We start from the raw sequence: 16,814 nt of genomic DNA on the forward strand, positions 1-16,814 counted from the left end.
TCGGCCGCTCAGGAGGCGCGCAGGCGTCCCACCAGCTTGATGGCCTCGTCCACCCACAGCACGACCGAGGCCAGGCCCAGAGCCATCGCCCAGTGGGCCGGCCGGAGGGCCGCGGTGCCGAAGGCGACCTGCAGGAAGGGCACGTGGACGACGGCCACCTGCAGCACGGCGCCGAGCGCCAGGGAGCCCCACAGCCATCGGTTGGCGAACAGGTGATGGAAGGCACTCGTCGCGTCCGAGCGTGCGTTGAGGGCGTTGAACAGCTGCGCGAAGACCAGCGTGGTGAAGGCCGCGGTGCGGGCGACGGCGAGGGACTCGGTGCCCTCCACAAGGCCGCCGGGCAGCAGGACGTCGATGGCCATCAGCGCGCACCCCGCCATGACGAGCCCGATCACGATGATGCGGGTCCACATCGCCGTGTCGATGATGCGGTCCCGCGGGTCGCGCGGCGGACGCGCCATGACGTCGTCCATCTCGGGATCGACACCCATGGCCAGTGCCGGCCCGGAGTCGGTCACCAGGTTGATCCACAGGATCTGGGTGGCCAGCAGAGGCACGACTATCCCACCCGCCGGGCTGGCCTCGGTGAGGCCGAGCGCGTCGGCGAGCACCACGCCGAGGAACACCGTGGCCACCTCGCCCATGTTGGACGACAGCAGGTAGCGCAGGAACTTGCGGATGTTGTCGAAGATGATCCTGCCCTGGTGCACCGCGGTGACGATGGTCGCGTAGTTGTCGTCCGCGAGGATCATCGTGGCGGCCTGCTTGGTGACCTCGGTGCCCGTGATCCCCATCGCGATGCCGATGTCGGCGCTCTTGAGCGCGGGTGCGTCGTTGACCCCGTCGCCGGTCATCGCGACCACGTGGCCGTCGGCCTGCAGCGCGTCGACGATGCGCAGCTTGTGCTCGGGGGCGACCCGGGCATAGACGGAGACCTCGCGGGTGGCCTGGTGGAACTCGTCCGCGGTCATGGCGTCGATCTGGTTGCCGGTGAGCGCAGTGGAAGCTCCACCGGGGACGATGCCCAGGTCGCGTGCGATGCGGGTGGCCGTGGCCGGATGATCCCCGGTGATCATGACGGTGCGGATACCGGCTCGATGCGCCTGCGCGATGGCTCCGGTGACCTCCTCGCGCGGCGGATCGATGATGGCGACGACCCCGAGGAACGTCAGCCCGTGTTCGGCCTCCTCGCCCATCCGGCTCTCGGAGGACAGCTCGCCGGCGTCGACATCACGCCTGGCCAGTCCCAGGGTGCGATAGGCCTGGCCCGACAGTTCCTCCACCCGGCCGAGGATCCGGCGCCGCCAGGCGTCGGTCAGGGGTTCCTCGCCCCCGTCCACGCTCACCGCCGTGCACCGGTCGAGCAGGACGTCCGGGGCGCCTTTGCTGAACAGGACGAGCCCCGACCCGGCATCGTGCACCACCGACATCATCTTGCGCTGCGAGTTGAACGGGATCTCCGCGCGGCGTGTGAAGCCCTCCGCGTGCTCGGCCGCCCCGTCGAGTTTGCGCAGGGCGACCAGCAGGGCCGCCTCGGTCGGATCGCCCTGGATGCCCCATTCGCCGTCGTCCTCGTTCAGAGCGGCGTCGTTGGCCAGCGACCCGGCCAGCAGCACGCCGGTGGCCTCCCGTAACACGGTGTCGGGGTCGCGTCCGGCATCGACGACACGCGCCTGCCCCTCGGGTCGGTAGCCGGTGCCGGTGAGCTCCAGCTCACCCGAGGGCGTCACGACGCGGGCGAGTGTCATCTCGTTGCGGGTGAGGGTGCCGGTCTTGTCCGAGCAGATGACCGATGCCGAGCCCAGCGTCTCCACCGAGTGCAGGTCCTTCATCACCGCGTTGTGCCGCGCCAGGACGCGGACCCCCATCGCGAGGACGAGGGTCAGGATCGCGGGCAGCCCCTCGGGCACAGCGGCGACGGCCAGGGACACGCCCATGAGCAGGATGTCGACGAGGTCCTCGGGCGATCGCGCGCCGCTGATGACGGTGAGCACCGCCATGACCACCACGGCTATCCCGATGACCAGAAGGCCCAGCATGCGTGACACCGCGGCGATCTCGCGCTCCAACGGTGTGGGCGCCTGCTCGGTCTCGTCGAGCAGGGTGGCGATCGCGCCCATCTGCGTGCCCATCCCGGTGGAGGTCACGACGGCGCGTCCCACACCCTGGACGACCGACGTGTCCTTGAAGACCATGTTGGTGCGCTCGGCCAGCGGGGCATCGGGTGGCAGCGTCCCTTCGGTCTTGTCCACCGCCTCCGACTCGCCGGTGAGCGAGGCCTCCTGGACGCGCAGTGCGGCGGCCGTGACCAGCCGCGCATCGGCGCCCACGGTGTCGCCCTCGGCGAGGACGAGCACGTCCCCGCGAACGATCGTGATGGTCGGGATCGTGACCCGGGCACCGTCGCGCACCACGGTGGAATTGGGGGCGGTCATCGACGACAGCGCGGCGACGGCGTCAGCGGCCCTCGCCTCCTGCACGAAGCCGATGACCGCGTTGGCGACGACGATCAGGGCGATGACGATCGCGTCCACGGGCAGGCCGTGCCCGCCCTCGACCACCCACGCCGCCACGGAGATGGCGATCGCGACGAGCAGCAGATACACCAGCGGATCCTGGAACTGTGCCAGCACCTTTCGGCACAGGGGAACCGGTGGCTTGCCGCGCAGCTCGTTGGGGCCCTCGTCGGCGAGCCGGCGTGCCGCCTCGGCGGCGTTCAGGCCCGCGGCCGGATCGGTCCGCAGTTCCGTGATCAGTTCCGTCAGATCACGAGCATGCATCGTGGGGGTGGACGAGGATGTGGGCCGGGGCTCGCTCGGGCTCATGGATCAACTCTGTGCGCCCCCGGGGCACGGATCAAGCGTCCCCGCGTGTTGCGTCCGGGTATCGCCGCGCCAGCACCACCCCGTCGCTCAGGGTCGCCGGTTCGCCGTCCGGGCCCGTGGCGAGGCGCTGCCTGACCTCGCAGACGAGCACCTGCCATTCGCGCTCGTCGAGAGCCAGAGCCTCGGCCTCCTCCCGTGGAGTGGGAAATCGGTGCTCTTTTTCGTGGAGGGCACTCGCCCAGGGCGGGGCAGCGGCGTGCGAGGTGACGAGCAGGTGCCCGCCGGGAGCCACATGACCGGCCGCACGGCGCAGGATCTCGGTGCGGGGCAGACCCACCGGGGAGTGAAGGAAACTCGCCGTCACCAGGTCGTAGTCCCCGAGGCCGCCCGGTTCGGACAGATCGGTGGCCAGGAATTGCGCCCGGTTGCCGGGGATGCCCGCTTCCCGGGCGGCCTCCGCCGCCCGGGCGATCGCGGTCGGTGAGATGTCGAGGCCGGTCGCGGTCCAGCCGTGCTGGGCGAGCCAGATGACGTCGCCTCCCTCGCCACAGCCCAGATCGAGGGCGCGTCCCGGTGGAAGGGCCCCGGCGATGTCGGCCAGCACCCGGTTGACCCGCCCGGACCACACCGGTCCCGAACCCGAGTAGCGATCCTCCCAGTAGTCGACGGGCGCGATCTCCGGCCATCCGGCCTGGTTCCCGTCCGCGTGGCCGTGGTCGTCGTTCCCGGCCTGGCCCGCGTCGTTCGGCGGAGTGTCCTCGGGCCCGCCCGTTGCCGTGTCGTTCGCTCGTTCCTGCATGTCTCAACTCCATCGGGGAACGGACGGAATCGCAAGCATCCGGCGTCGTGGCTCGGCCTGTGGCGCCGCGCCCGGCGCTGCTAGCATGACGCGCATGCAACCCAGTACCCATGCCGCCGCGTCGCTGGCATGGGTGCGCCTGTGTTGCTGTCGTCGCGCCTGACGCGCGGCTCGCTCGCCTTCGCGATACGCCGTTCGGCCTCGTGGGGACGCGCATGTGCTCCCGCCCGGGCCGCCGGCCGGTTCACGCCGTCGGACCACGGCCCTCGCAAAGCCCCTCATCCCGTGACAGCGCCGGTTCGCCCACCCGGCTCGCGGCACCGTCACCGAGCACGCGATCTGAAAAGGAACACCATGACTGCCAAGAAGACGACCACGAGGACGCGGCAGACAGCGCGCGTCAAGGCCACGGACCTCACGTGCACCGACTGTGCCGTGACGGCCTGCCGGGTCGGCACCGGGCTGGGCAACGGCACACGCTTCCCCGACTTCTGCCTGAGCACCTCGCTCGATCCCTCGACCCTCACCGAGGTCCTCGGCCGCTACGACGAGCAGGATGCGCACCGCGTCATGGTCGCCGCCGCCGAGACCGAGCACGAGGGATACGGCCGTTGGCCGCGGGTGGAGGAGACGATCCAGTTCGCCCGCAAGATCGGTGCGCACAAGCTCGGGATCGCCACGTGCGTGGGGCTGATCCAGGAGTCCCGCACCCTGGCTCGCATCCTGCGCGATCGGGGCTTCGAGGTGTTCGGTGTGGGGTGCAAGGTGGGGACGACGGCCAAGCACGAGGTCGGCATCGACGCGGCCTGCGAGCAGACCGGGGTGAACATGTGCAACCCGATCCTCCAGGCCGAACTGCTCAACGAGGAGGGCACCGACCTCAACATCGTGGTGGGCCTGTGCGTGGGCCACGACGCGCTGTTCGTCCGGCACTCGAAGGCCTACGCCACCACCCTGGTCGCCAAGGACAGGGTCACGGGGCACAACCCGATCGCGGCGCTCTACCTGAACGGCTCGTACTATCGCAAGCTCAACGACGAGTGGGACCGGCCGGCCGAACTCACGGAACCGGGGGACAGCCGGTCCGCGTCCTGACGAGAACCGGGCGGTCGCCGGTGTCTGCCGGGCTGACCACGTGGAATAGGACGAGCGGCCCCCGCGTTGTAGGCTTGTTCCTCGGCGCCGGTTCACGCCATGCCTCCGAGAGGAGGACCGCCCCCGGGCGGCAGGCGACCCGGCACGACATACAAGGAGAAGAAACCCATGAAGCAGGGCATTCATCCCGAGTACCACGACGTCAAGGTCGTGTGCACTTGTGGCAACCAGTTCACCACACGCAGCACCTTCACCGGCGACGTGATGGCCGCCGACGTGTGCTCCGCGTGCCACCCGTTCTACACCGGCAAGCAGAAGATCCTCGACACCGGTGGCCGCGTGGCACGGTTCGAGCGCCGCTACGGCAAGGGGAACAAGAAGTAGGCATCGCGTGCAGGCGCTGGTCGGCGGCAGGTCCGTCGTCCGGCGCCTGCTGCATTGTCCGAACCTGTTCGCACCCGGGAGGAAAGTTTGTTCGAGGCAGCCGAGGGCATGCGTCACGAGTACGCCGAGCTCGAGACCCAGATGGCCGATCCCGCGGTGCTGGCCGACGTCAGCCGGTCGCGCACCATCGGCCGCCGTTACGCGGAGCTGGGCCAGATAGTCAAGGCGCTCGACGAGTACGACCAGCTCGCCGCCGATGAACAGGCTGCCGACGAGCTCGCCGCGGAGGATCCGGCGTTTGCGCCGGAGGGCGACGCCATTCGTGAGCGCCTGGCCGTCGTCCAGGACAAGCTGACCGCCCTGCTGGCACCGCGTGACCCCAACGACGCCAACGACGCGATCATGGAGATCAAGTCGGGGGAGGGCGGCGAGGAATCCGCGCTGTTCGCCGGCGACCTGCTCTCGATGTACACGAGGTTCAGCGAGCAGCACGGGTGGAAGCTCGACATGCTGGACGCCGAGCCCACCGACCTCGGCGGCTACAAGTCGGCGACGATCGCCATCCGGGCGCCCGGACAGCCCGGGCCGGACGAGGCACCCTACGGCGTCCTGAAGTTCGAGGGCGGTGTGCACCGTGTGCAGCGCGTGCCCGTCACAGAGTCCCAGGGACGCATCCACACCTCGGCCGCCGGTGTGCTCGTGATGCCCGACGTCGAGCCGGACGAGGTGCAGATCGCCGACGACGACCTGCGTATCGACGTCTACCGTAGCCATGGCAAGGGCGGTCAAGGCGTGAACACCACCGATTCCGCGGTGCGGATCACCCATCTGCCGACGGGCATCGTCGTGACGTGCCAGGACGAGCGCTCGCAGCTCCAGAACAAGGAGCAGGCCATGCGCATCCTGCGTGCCCGACTGGTGGCCCAGGCCGAGGAGGAGTCCGCACAGGCCGCCGCGGCACAGCGCAAGTCGCAGGTGCGCACCGTCGACCGTTCGGAGCGCATCCGCACGTACAACTTCCCGGAGAACCGCATCACCGACCACCGCATCGGGTACAAGGCGCACAACCTCGACCAGGTGCTGGCCGGCGACCTCGGCCCACTCATCGAGGCGCTCCAGGCTGCCGACCTCGCCGAACGCCTGGACCGCGTCGCGGAGCGCTGACATGAGGGCCGACGTCCTCGTCCGCGAACTGGCCGATCGCCTGGAATCCGCCGGCATCGACCAGGCCGCAGCCGTCGCCCGCGAACTCGTCGCCTGGGTGGCCGGGGTGACTCCGGGCCGCCTGTACGCGGTCACGGGTCTGGACGCCGCCGCGGTGAGCAGGGCGCGCGAGGGTGCCGATCGCGTCGCGGCGCACACGCCGGTGCAGCACGTGACCGGGATCGCGGGGTTCTGGGGCCGCGACCTGGCCGTCGGACCGGGTGTGTTCATCCCCCGTCCTGAGACCGAGATGCTGGCCGATTGGGCCGGACGACGGCTTCGTTCCCGGGGGGTGGTCACGTCTCCGGGCACGAGCGGGCAGTCGCCCCTCGTCGTCGACCTGTGTTCGGGCTCCGGTGCGCTGGCGCTGGCGATGCACGATGTGCTGCCGGGTGCCCGCGTGCTGGCCGTGGAACGTTCGCCGCAGGCACTGGTGTGGCTGCGGCGCAACGTCGAGGGCACACCGGTCGAGATCGTGGCGGGCGACATGGCCGAGGTGCCGCACGAGTTCGACGGTCGTGTCGACCTCGTTGTGGCCAACCCACCCTATGTGCCCTCGGGAACGCATCTGCCGCCCGATGTGGCGGGTCATGATCCGGACGAGGCGCTCTTCGCGGGCACCGACGGGCTCGATGCCGTCCGTGTGCTCGTGGGCGTCGCCGGGCGGCTGCTGCGTCCCGGGGGAGTGCTGGCCTTCGAGCACGACGACTCCCAGGGTGCCTCCGCGCCAGCGGTGGCCGTCGCCGACGGTAGGTTCGTCGACGTCGAGGACCACGACGACCTGGCCGGACGCCCTCGCTTCACCACCGCGCGGCGCGCGGACGACGACCGGGGTTCCCACGGCGATCGGGGCCTTCACGGATCCGGCGTGGGAGGATGAGCACCGTGACGAACGAGTCCGTTCCCGAACCCACTTCCTCGCGCTTCGACCTCTCGCAGGATCGCGAGGCCGCCTTCGACGCCGCCGCACGTGCGATCGGCCAGGGGCGTTGCATCGTCCTGCCGACCGACACGGTGTACGGCATCGGTGCCGATCCGTTCGATCCCGACGCCGTGCAGGGTCTTCTGAACGCCAAGCAGCGCGGTCGTGACATGCCTCCGCCGGTGCTGATCGCCGAGCCCGCGATGCTGCGCGCTCTCGTGGACAGCGTCCCGGACAGCGCGGAACGGCTGGTGTCGGCGTTCTGGCCGGGTGCCCTCACCCTCATCTGCAAGGCCCAGTCCGAACTGCGGATGGATCTGGGGACGACCCACGGGACGATCGCGGTGCGCGTCCCCGACGATCGCAACGCGCGCGACCTCCTGCGCCACACGGGCCCCCTCGCCGTGAGCTCGGCGAACATCTCCGGCCGCCCTCCGGCCACGACCGTGGACGACGCCTCGGCCATGTTGGGTGAGGCCGTCGCGGTGTATCTCGACGGCGGGCCGACACCGGGAGCCGTGGCGTCCACGATCATCGACTTCACCGGCACCGCGACCGGCAGGATCGTGCGCGCGGGTGTCATCCCGTTCGAGGAACTAGCCGAGGTCGCCCCCGGCCTGGTCGACCTGGCACCTCCGGCCGGCGAGGAAGAACCGGATGCGTGAGTACATCCTGGTGATGCTGGCCGGCGCCGCCACGACCTATCTGTTGTCAGGGCTGGCCAGGGCCGTCGCGATCAAGCTGGGCATCGAGGCCCAGGTGCGCGAGCGGGACGTGCACAGCAGGCCGACGCCCTACCTCGGCGGGGTGGCGATGCTGGCCGGTGTCGCCGTGGCGTTCCTGCTGGCCTCGATCATGCCGTTCCTGGGACGTCACGAGGTGGTCACACGTGATTCCTTGGGCATCTTCGCGGCCGCGGCGCTGGTCTGCGCCGTCGGTGTCGTCGACGATGCGATCGAACTCCCCGCCGTCGCCAAGGCCGCCGGCCAGGTGCTCGCTGCGGGCATCGCCGTGCTCAACGGCGTCCGCATGTACTGGATCTCGTTGCCCGACCGGATCATCGCGCTCGACCAGCCCACGTCGATCATCATCACGGTGGTCTTCATCTTCATCTGCGTGAACGCGATCAATTTCGTCGACGGCCTGGACGGATTGGCCGCCGGGGTGGTCGCGATCGGATCCGCGGCGATGTTCACCTACACATATGTGCTCGCCCGTGAGCAGAATTTCGTGGTGGCGACCACGGCCAGCCTCGTCACCTCGACCACCACGGGCGTATGCCTCGGGTTCCTGCCCCACAACTTCCACCGGGCCAGGATGTTCATGGGCGACTCCGGTTCCATGCTCCTGGGCCTGCTGCTGGCCTGCTCCTCGCTCTCGTTCACCGGCCAGATCGACTCCCGCGCGCTCAGCGAGAGCGGAACGGGCGTGCTGCCCAGCTGGCTGCCGCTCGTCCTTCCGTTCGCGATCATGGCGCTTCCGCTGTTCGACCTCGTGGCGGCCTACGTCCGCCGCACGTGGAACGGGAAATGGTGGTTCGTCGCCGACAAGCAGCACCTGCATCACCGTCTGCTCCAGCGCGGCCACTCGGTGGTGGGAGCCGTGCTCGTCATGTACCTGTGGACCGCGGTGATCGGGTTCGGGGTCGTCCTGATCGGTCTGCTGCGTTCCTGGTGGGTGGTGGTCGCGTTCGTGGCCGCCGTGGTGACGCTGATCGTGACGACCGCCCGCGTGGCGCCTGCGCCGCGGGAGCCCGCGACACCCCGGGTACCCGCCGACGTGGCAGACAAGTGACCCTGGACGTCCGAAAAGTGACTCGGCTTGCACGAAGGGTGACTCGTCGCGTCGGCCACCGGTGGCCTACAGTGGGACTATTCCACGACGATCAGGGACGATGAGGAGGTGCCGGGTGGGGTCGCAGCCTGGAGCCCTCTCCGTCCGGTCACGCCCGATCACGGGCGCCCTGGTCGGCTGCGTGGGCGCGTCGGCGCTGGCAGCGGTGGTCGCGGGGTTCGTCGGCGGGTTCCGCGGCACCGGCAGCGTGGCGATCGTGTCGGTCGTGGTGCTGGCCTACTTCGTCTCGGGGCAGATCGTCGAGAGCCTCGCCCTCGGGTTCGCCGACGTCACCGGCCTGGCCATCGTCCTCGCCTCGTACGCGGTGCGGGTGGGGCTGCTGGGCATCGTCCTGTGGTGGGCTGTGTCCCATCCCGGTCTGACCGGCTGGACGCGCCCCGTGTGGGTGGTCGTGGGCGCCCTGGCGTCGGTCATCGGTTGGCTGGCCGGCCTCGTGACCGGTCACGCCCGCTCGCGTGTCGCGATCTACGATCAGCCCTATCGTGCCCCGGCGGGGTGGGACGAATGAGCGTGCGTGAGCCGCAGCATCGGGCCGCCGACGCCGCGTCCGGTGCGCGCCCGGGGGGCAGGGATCAAGGCATGGTGATCCTCAGTTACCTGCTCGCGGGCATCGGGCTCTATGGTGGGTTGGGCTGGTTGGCCGATCATTTCTGGCACATCTCGTGGGGGCTGCCCGTCGGGATCATAGTGGGTCTCGCGGCAAGCCTGTACATCATCATCAAGAGGTTCGGGAGCGGCGAATGATCCCCATGGAGGGCGGCGGCTACACCGCGCCAGGCCTGGACGACTTCAAGTTCGAGGGTCTGTTCGGCACCGACTGGATCACCAAGCCGATGCTCCAGGCCGTGATCGCGGCCGTCGTGGTCGTCGTCGTGTGGGCGGTCATGGCCCGCCGACTGCGGGTCGTCCCGGGCAAGGCCCAGTACGTCATGGAACTCATCTACGACTCGATCCGCAACGGGGTCGGACGCGACATGCTGGGCCCGGGATTCCGTCCCTACATCGGCCTTCTGGTCGGTCTGTTCTCCTATGTCCTGCTCAACAACTGGTTCGGCGAGTTGTTCTTGTTCATGTTCCCCACGTTCTCGAACATCGGTTACACCTGGGGTGTGGTGGCCATGGTGTTCGTCATCTACGTGTGGGCGGGCTTCAAGGCCCACGGCCCGGGGTATCTACGGCACGCGCTCATCCCCGAGGGCGTGCCCTGGTACCTCTACATCATGATCATCCCGATCGAGTTCATATCGACCTTCATCACCAGGCCGTTGACCCTGGGGGTGCGACTCTTCGCGAACATGTTCGCGGGTCATCTGACGATCATGGTCTTCGTCCTGGGCGGCTCGTTCCTGCTCACCTACGCCGGCAACGCCGTCTACAACGTCAGCGGGGCTTTCTCGCTGCTGTTCAGCTTCGTCATGATGGGATTCGAGTTGTTCATCGGGTTCCTGCAGGCGTACATCTTCACCCTTCTGACCGCCCAGTACATCTCATCGTCGATCAGCGAAAACCACTGATCGCGCAAGCCTCGTCCTCCGACGATCCATATCGAAAGGAACAACCAATGACCGGCTCCATCAACGTCATCGGGTACGCCCTTGCCACGCTCGGCCCCGCCATCGGTGTCGCGATGATCTTCTCCTCGGCCATCAACGGCATCGCCCGTCAGCCCGAGGCCCGCGGTGCCCTGATGGGCGCGGTCTACATCGGCTTCGCCGTCGTCGAGGCGCTGGCCATCCTGGGCTTCGTCCTCGCGTTCGTGATCCGCTGATCGGGCCCGGCATGTCGGTTTTCGCATTGGTCCCCCTGGAGGGCATGCTGGGGCCGCTAGCGCCGGAGCACTGGCAGGAGTTCGCGGTGGGGCTGGTCCTGGCCGTCATCGTGGCCGCCGGGGTGCAGAAGCTCGTGGTGCCCCGGTTCGAGGCCATGTACGCCGAGCGATCCGCGCAGATCGAGGGCGGCATCAACCGGGCCGAGGTCGCGCAGGCCGAGGCCCAGCAGGTCAAGAAGCAGTACCAGGAGCAGTTGGCCGCCTCGCGCCAGGAGGCGGCGGAGTTGCGCGAGCAGGCTCGTGCCCAGGGGACGCAGATCCTCGCCGAAGCCCGGGCGCAGGCCCAGCAGGAGTCGGAGCGGATCATCGAGCGTGCTCGCCAGCAGATCCAGGTGGAGCGCGACCAGGCATTCGACGACCTCCGCGGCGAGGTCGGCGGCCTGGCCATGACGCTGGCGGAGAGGATCGTGGGCGAGTCGCTGCGCGATTCCGCCCTGGCTCAGCGCTCCGTCGACCGGTTCTTGGACGAACTGGAGCATCAGCCGGCCCGCACCGCCCCGGACTACGTGCCCGATGACCTCACGGGGCAGGGCGACTGATGAGCGACCGGCTCGACCGCGAGATCGACGCCCTCGGCCTGACCGCCGCGGACGTCCAGGGTCTGTTCGACGCCTCCGACGCGCTGGCAGCGCAGTTCCGGCTGCGGGCGACGTTGAGCGATCCCGCGATCCCGGCCGGGTCGCGCCGGTTGATCGCCCACAGGCTTTTCGACGGCAGGATCCCGGCCGGGGCGGCCGATGCCCTGGCGGCGGCCTCAGCGGCGTCGACGAGCGCGGGAGAGCTGGAACGGGCCGTGGAACGCCAGGCCGTGCGGGTCACCCTGATGCGGGCCGCGTCGGTGGATGCCGTGCGCGACGAACTGTTCCACGTGGCGCGGCTCGTGGAGGCCGACCCCGATCTGCAGCGCACCCTGACCGATCCGCTGGTCGAGGTGCCCGCGCGCCAGGCCCTGGTCGCCCAGATCCTGGCGGGCAGGAGCCAGCCGGAGACCCTCACCCTGGCCGATCGTGCGGTGCTGGACCGGGGGCGGACGATCGTGCGTACGCTTGACGAGTACGTCGAGGAGGCGGCGGCGCTGCGGCGCCATCAGGTGGCGAGGGTGACGGTGGCCACACCGCTGACCGGCGAGCAGCTGTCGCGGCTGCGCACCCAGCTGACCCGGATCTACGGGCAGGGGATCGACGCCGAGGTCTTCGTCGACCCCGAGGTGGTGGGCGGCGTCCGCGTGGAGGTGGGCGACGACCTCATCGACGGCACGGTCCGCAACACGTTGGACGATGCGCGCCGCCTGATCAGCTGACATGTACAGCTGCCCGCGGCAGGGCAACAAGGGACGACCCCGGTTGGCGGGGAGGTAAGGAAGTGGAGACGACGCCATGGCGGAACTGACGATTCGCCCGGACGAGATCCGTGATGCGCTGACCTCGTTCGTCGAGAGCTACAACCCCGCGCAGAGCGCGCGCGAAGAAGTCGGGACCGTCATCACCTCGGGCGACGGTATCGCCCGGGTCGAGGGACTTCCCTCGGCGATGGCCAACGAACTGCTGGAGTTCGAGGACGGCACACTCGGCATCGCGCTCAACCTCGAACCACGTGAGATCGGCGTGGTGGTGCTCGGCGACAGCGAGGGCATCGCGGAGGGATCGACCGTGCGCGGCACCGGTGACATCCTGTCGGTGCCGGTCGGCGACGGCTACCTGGGCCGTGTGGTGGATGCGATGGGCAACCCGATCGACGGCAAGGGGCCGATCACCGGGTCGCTGGAGCGGCGCCCGCTGGAACTCCAGGCCGCGGGTGTGATGAGCCGTCAGGAGGTCAACGAGCCGCTGGCGACGGGTCTGAAGGCCGTCGATGCGATGACCCCGATCGGGCGCGGCCAGCGCCAGCTCATCATCGGCGACCGCAAGACGGGCAAGACCGCGATCGCGATCGACACGATCCTCAACCAGAAGGCCAACTGGGCCTCGGGTGACCCGAAGAAGCAGGTGCTGTGCATCTACGTGGCGGTGGGCCAGAAGAACACCACCGTCGCCGAGGTGCACGATGTGCTGACCAAGGGCGGCGCCATGGACTACACGGTGATCGTCAACGCGCCGGCGTCCGACCCCGCGGGCTTCAAGTACATCGCCCCCTATGCCGGCTCGGCCATCGGCCAGAACTGGATGTACCAGGGTCGGCACGTGCTGATCGTCTTCGACGACCTCACCAAGCAGGCCGAGGCCTACCGCGCCATGTCGCTCCTGCTCCGTCGTCCGCCGGGCCGCGAGGCCTACCCGGGCGATGTCTTCTACCTCCACAGCCGCCTCCTGGAGCGCTGCGCGAAGCTGTCGGACGACCTGGGCGGCGGATCCATGACGGGGCTGCCGATCGTCGAGACCAAGGCCAACGATGTGTCGGCCTATATTCCGACGAACGTGATCTCGATCACCGACGGGCAGATCTTCCTGCAGTCCGACCTGTTCAACGCCAACCAGCGTCCGGCCGTCGACGTCGGCATCTCGGTCTCCCGGGTCGGCGGCGCCGCGCAGACCAAGGCCATGAAGAAGGTCGCCGGCACTCTGAAGATCTCACTGGCCCAGTACCGCGACATGCAGGCATTCGCGATGTTCGCGTCCGACCTGGACGAGGCCTCGAAGCGCCAGCTCGACCGCGGCGCTCGCCTCATGGAACTCCTGCGCCAGCCCCAGTACCATCCGATGCCCGCCGAGGAGCAGGTGGCGGTGATCTGGGCCGGGACGACCGGGCAACTGGACGACGTCCCGGTCGCCGATGTGCAAAGGTTCGAGCGCGAGTTCCTCGACCACCTGCGCCACGGCTCGACCCTGCTGACCGAGGTGGCGTCCACCGGGCAGTTGAGCGACGAGAACCTGGCGACGCTGGCGGAGCTCATGACCGTGTTCAAGGCGACCTTCCGCACGGCCGACGGGCACCTGCTCGGCGATTCGGACGCCGACGAGGTCACCGAGGACGACATCCACCAGCAGCAGATCGTCAAGCAGGCGCGCTGACCATGGCGTCGTCCCTCAGAGAACTGCGGCAGCGCCGCAATTCCGTGGCCACAACGATGAAGATCACCAAGGCCATGGAGTTGATCGCTGCGTCCCGGGTGAACCGGGCGATGCAAAAGGCGGAGGCGTCGCAGGAGTACACCTACGAACTGCACCGGGCGGTGAACGCGGTGGCGACCTTCGCCCACGTGGATCATCCGCTGACCAACGAGCATCGGGAGCGCAAACGCTCGGCCGTGCTCGTGATCAGCAGCGACCGTGGCCTGGCGGGCGCATACTCGGGCAACGTGGCGCGTGCCGCTGAGGGATTGATCGACATGCTGCGGGCCAAGGGCATGGAGGTCGAGCTGTACACCTCGGGACGCAAGGCCCAGGAGTACTTCGAGTTCCGCGGCACGCAGCTCAAGCAGTCGTGGGTGGGATTCAGCGAGGAACCGCACTACGAGCACGCCAGCGAGATCGGCCGTGTACTGATGGACGCGTTCCTCACCCGCCAGTCGCAGGGCGGCGTGTCGGAACTCCACGTGGTCTACACGCACTTCCGGTCGCAGTTCTCGCAGCGCGTGCGCATCGTCCGGCTGCTTCCCCTCGAGGTGGTCGAGGGCGCGGAGGAACAGATCTCGGACGCCGACGAGCAGGCCCCGACCCTCGAGGAGCAGGACGGCCCCGTGCCCGACTACGCCTTCGAGCCCGATCCGGAGACGGTGCTGGACGCCTTGTTGCCGATGTACATCATCGACTCCATCAAGTTCATGCTGCGCCAGGCAGCCGCCTCGGAGCTGGCGTCGCGCCAACAGGCCATGCATTCCGCCACGGACAACGCCAACGAGTTGATCCGCGACCTGACCCGGCAAGCCAACCAGGCACGGCAGGCAGAGATCACCCAGGAAATCAACGAAATCGTCGGCGGCGCTGGAGCGCTGTCGGAGTTGGGACAGGAGCGCTGAACCCATGACCACAGTTGCCGAGGGCACCGGTACCGCTGCCGCACCGACCTCGGGTGACGGACGAGTCACCCGCGTCATCGGGTCGGTGGTCGACGTCGAGTTCCCCTCAGACCGGATCCCGGAGATCTACAGTGCGCTGCTCGTCGACGCAGGTGTGGGGGACGCGCGGCGTCCGATCACCCTGGAGGTGCAGTTGCAGATCGGCGACAACGAGGTGCGCTGCATCGCGCTCAAGCCGACCGACGGCATCAGGCGGGGCTCCCCGGTGCAGGACACCGGCTCCCCGATCACCGTGCCCGTCGGGCAGATCACCAAGGGTCACGTGTGGAACGTGACGGGGGAGGTGCTCAACGTCGACCCCGCCACCGTGCAGGTCTCCGAACGCTGGCCGATCCACCGCGACCCGCCGAAGTTCGACGAACTGCAGCCCGAGACCCAGATGATGGAGACCGGCATCAAGGTCATCGACCTGCTCACCCCGTACGTGCAGGGCGGCAAGATCGGCCTGTTCGGTGGTGCCGGGGTGGGCAAGACGGTGCTCATCCAGGAGATGATCTTCCGCATCGCCCACAACTTCGGCGGCACCTCGGTGTTCGCCGGGGTGGGGGAGCGCACCCGTGAGGGCAACGACCTGATCAACGAGATGGACGGGGCCGGCGTCCTCAAGGACACCGCGCTCGTCTTCGGTCAGATGGACGAGCCCCCGGGCACCCGCCTGCGTGTCGCTCTGTCGGCCCTGACGATGGCCGAGCATTTCCGCGACGTCGAGAACCAGGACGTGCTGTTGTTCATCGACAACATCTTCCGGTTCACGCAGGCGGGCTCGGAGGTTTCGACCCTGCTCGGACGCATGCCCTCGGCCGTGGGCTACCAGCCCAACCTGGCCGACGAGATGGGGCAGCTGCAGGAGCGGATCACCTCGACGCGCGGCCATTCGATCACCTCGATGCAGGCCATCTACGTGCCCGCCGACGACTACACCGATCCCGCACCGGCGACCACTTTCGCCCACCTCGACGCCACCACCGAACTGTCGCGCGCGATCGCGTCCCGCGGCATCTACCCGGCCGTCGATCCGCTGGCCTCCACCAGCCGAATCCTGGACGCGCAGTACATCGGGCAGGACCACTACGACGTCGCGACGCGCGTGAAGCAGATCCTGCAGCGCAACAAGGAGCTTCAGGACATCATCGCCATCCTCGGCATCGACGAGCTGTCGGAGGAGGACAAGATCCTCGTCAACCGCGCCCGGCGCATCCAGCAGTTCCTCAGCCAGAACTTCTACGTGGCCGAGAAGTTCACGCAGGTGCCCGGCTCCACGGTTCCTGTCGACGAGACCGTCGCGAGCTTCAAGAAGATCTGCGAAGGTGAATGCGACGACATCCCGGAGCAGGCGTTCTTCAACGTCGGTGGCATGGACGACGTCATGAAGAAGTGGGAACAGATCAAGAAGGGCGCCTGATGGCAGCCCCGTTGCTGTCGGTGAAGGTGGTCGCCACCGACGGCCTCGTGTGGAAGGGCGACGCCGTGAGCGTGCTCGTCCGCACCACCGAGGGCGACATCGGCATCCTGGCGAATCACGAGCCCGTGATGGCCGCGCTGGTGCCCCACGGCGCCGAGATCGTGACCCCCGACGGCGTACGGCACGTCATCGCGATCGACAGCGGTTTCATCTCGGTGTTCGAGAACAACGTGTCGGTGCTGTCGGCGTTCGGCGAGCTCGCCCAGGAGATCTCGCTCGAACAGGCCCGCGTGGGGCTCGCGCGGCTGCACGACAAGGTGGACGCGGCCGAGGCCGATGATCGCGAGTTGCGTCAGTACCGCAGGCTTGAGGCCCAGGTGAAAGCAGCCGAGAAGTACGAGCTGCTCACCAACGGGCGTGGGGTCTTGGCCTGATACGCCTCACGAATGGCGGACCGCGGCGCCGCATGCCGCTCGTTGCGGTAGCG

General features: G+C 68.7%; 18 protein-coding genes. 16 read left to right on the forward strand and 2 right to left on the reverse strand.

Annotated elements, in window-relative coordinates; translation table 11 throughout:
• Positions 1-8: 8 nt before the first annotated feature.
• Both FB473_RS05400 and FB473_RS05405 read right to left on the reverse strand, forming a co-directional pair.
• The gene (locus FB473_RS05400) at positions 9-2,825 is read right to left on the reverse strand and encodes a cation-translocating P-type ATPase (protein WP_243863480.1); all 2,817 of its coding nucleotides are present in this window, start codon (positions 2,823-2,825) and stop codon (positions 9-11) included.
• A gap of 31 nt (positions 2,826-2,856) precedes the next feature.
• Positions 2,857-3,624 (reverse strand): class I SAM-dependent methyltransferase, encoded by a 768-nt coding sequence (locus FB473_RS05405; protein ID WP_167165425.1) that lies wholly within the window; start codon positions 3,622-3,624, stop codon positions 2,857-2,859.
• Between the two features lie 354 nt (positions 3,625-3,978).
• On the opposite strand from FB473_RS05405, the gene FB473_RS05410 reads away from it, so the two are divergent.
• From FB473_RS05410 to FB473_RS05485, 16 genes are all read left to right on the forward strand, one after another.
• The gene (locus tag FB473_RS05410; protein ID WP_167165426.1) at positions 3,979-4,719 is read left to right on the forward strand and encodes a DUF1847 domain-containing protein; all 741 of its coding nucleotides are present in this window, start codon (positions 3,979-3,981) and stop codon (positions 4,717-4,719) included.
• Positions 4,720-4,887: 168 nt separating this feature from the next.
• Complete coding sequence (gene rpmE / locus FB473_RS05415) at positions 4,888-5,103, forward strand: 50S ribosomal protein L31 (protein WP_167165427.1); 216 nt, start codon at positions 4,888-4,890, stop codon at positions 5,101-5,103.
• A gap of 87 nt (positions 5,104-5,190) precedes the next feature.
• Positions 5,191-6,267 carry a peptide chain release factor 1 gene (prfA, locus tag FB473_RS05420; RefSeq protein ID WP_167165428.1) on the forward strand — a complete coding sequence of 359 codons (1,077 nt, stop codon included), beginning with the start codon at positions 5,191-5,193 and terminating at the stop codon, positions 6,265-6,267.
• A 1-nt stretch (position 6,268) separates the two neighbouring features.
• Positions 6,269-7,186, forward strand: a complete 918-nt coding sequence (locus FB473_RS05425; RefSeq protein WP_167165429.1) for a N5-glutamine methyltransferase family protein — start codon at positions 6,269-6,271, stop codon at positions 7,184-7,186.
• Positions 7,187-7,191: 5 nt separating this feature from the next.
• Positions 7,192-7,893, forward strand: a complete 702-nt coding sequence (locus tag FB473_RS05430) for an L-threonylcarbamoyladenylate synthase (protein ID WP_341770035.1) — start codon at positions 7,192-7,194, stop codon at positions 7,891-7,893.
• Positions 7,886-9,022, forward strand: a complete 1,137-nt coding sequence (locus FB473_RS05435) for an MraY family glycosyltransferase (protein ID WP_167165431.1) — start codon at positions 7,886-7,888, stop codon at positions 9,020-9,022. The genes FB473_RS05430 and FB473_RS05435 overlap by 8 nt, the downstream gene beginning before the upstream one ends.
• A 115-nt stretch (positions 9,023-9,137) precedes the next feature.
• The gene (locus FB473_RS05440; protein ID WP_167165432.1) at positions 9,138-9,590 is read left to right on the forward strand and encodes a hypothetical protein; all 453 of its coding nucleotides are present in this window, start codon (positions 9,138-9,140) and stop codon (positions 9,588-9,590) included.
• The gene (locus FB473_RS05445) at positions 9,587-9,826 is read left to right on the forward strand and encodes an AtpZ/AtpI family protein (protein WP_167163662.1); all 240 of its coding nucleotides are present in this window, start codon (positions 9,587-9,589) and stop codon (positions 9,824-9,826) included. The genes FB473_RS05440 and FB473_RS05445 overlap by 4 nt, the downstream gene beginning before the upstream one ends.
• Entirely contained in the window at positions 9,823-10,596 is a 774-nt protein-coding gene (gene atpB, locus FB473_RS05450; RefSeq protein WP_167165433.1) for a F0F1 ATP synthase subunit A, read from the forward strand. The genes FB473_RS05445 and atpB overlap by 4 nt, the downstream gene beginning before the upstream one ends.
• A 47-nt stretch (positions 10,597-10,643) precedes the next feature.
• Complete coding sequence (gene atpE, locus FB473_RS05455) at positions 10,644-10,850, forward strand: ATP synthase F0 subunit C (RefSeq protein WP_167165434.1); 207 nt, start codon at positions 10,644-10,646, stop codon at positions 10,848-10,850.
• 44 nt (positions 10,851-10,894) lie between these two features.
• Positions 10,895-11,449, forward strand: a complete 555-nt coding sequence (locus FB473_RS05460; protein ID WP_376837187.1) for a F0F1 ATP synthase subunit B — start codon at positions 10,895-10,897, stop codon at positions 11,447-11,449.
• Positions 11,449-12,210: an ATP synthase F1 subunit delta gene (gene atpH / locus FB473_RS05465; protein WP_167165435.1), complete on the forward strand. Its 762-nt coding sequence runs from the start codon at positions 11,449-11,451 to the stop codon at positions 12,208-12,210. The genes FB473_RS05460 and atpH overlap by 1 nt, the downstream gene beginning before the upstream one ends.
• Before the next feature lie 76 nt (positions 12,211-12,286).
• Positions 12,287-13,918: a F0F1 ATP synthase subunit alpha gene (atpA, locus tag FB473_RS05470; protein ID WP_167165436.1), complete on the forward strand. Its 1,632-nt coding sequence runs from the start codon at positions 12,287-12,289 to the stop codon at positions 13,916-13,918.
• A gap of 2 nt (positions 13,919-13,920) precedes the next feature.
• On the forward strand, positions 13,921-14,865 hold the full coding sequence (locus tag FB473_RS05475; RefSeq protein WP_167165437.1) for a F0F1 ATP synthase subunit gamma: 945 nt from the start codon (positions 13,921-13,923) through the stop codon (positions 14,863-14,865).
• Positions 14,866-14,869: 4 nt separating this feature from the next.
• The gene (gene atpD, locus FB473_RS05480) at positions 14,870-16,327 is read left to right on the forward strand and encodes a F0F1 ATP synthase subunit beta (RefSeq protein ID WP_167165438.1); all 1,458 of its coding nucleotides are present in this window, start codon (positions 14,870-14,872) and stop codon (positions 16,325-16,327) included.
• Positions 16,327-16,761: a F0F1 ATP synthase subunit epsilon gene (locus FB473_RS05485; protein ID WP_167165439.1), complete on the forward strand. Its 435-nt coding sequence runs from the start codon at positions 16,327-16,329 to the stop codon at positions 16,759-16,761. Before atpD ends, FB473_RS05485 begins: the two co-directional genes overlap by 1 nt.
• Positions 16,762-16,814 lie beyond the last annotated feature (53 nt).

The organism is Brooklawnia cerclae (genome assembly GCF_011758645.1).
In the GTDB taxonomy this organism is placed as follows: Bacteria; Actinomycetota; Actinomycetes; order Propionibacteriales; family Propionibacteriaceae; genus Brooklawnia; species Brooklawnia cerclae.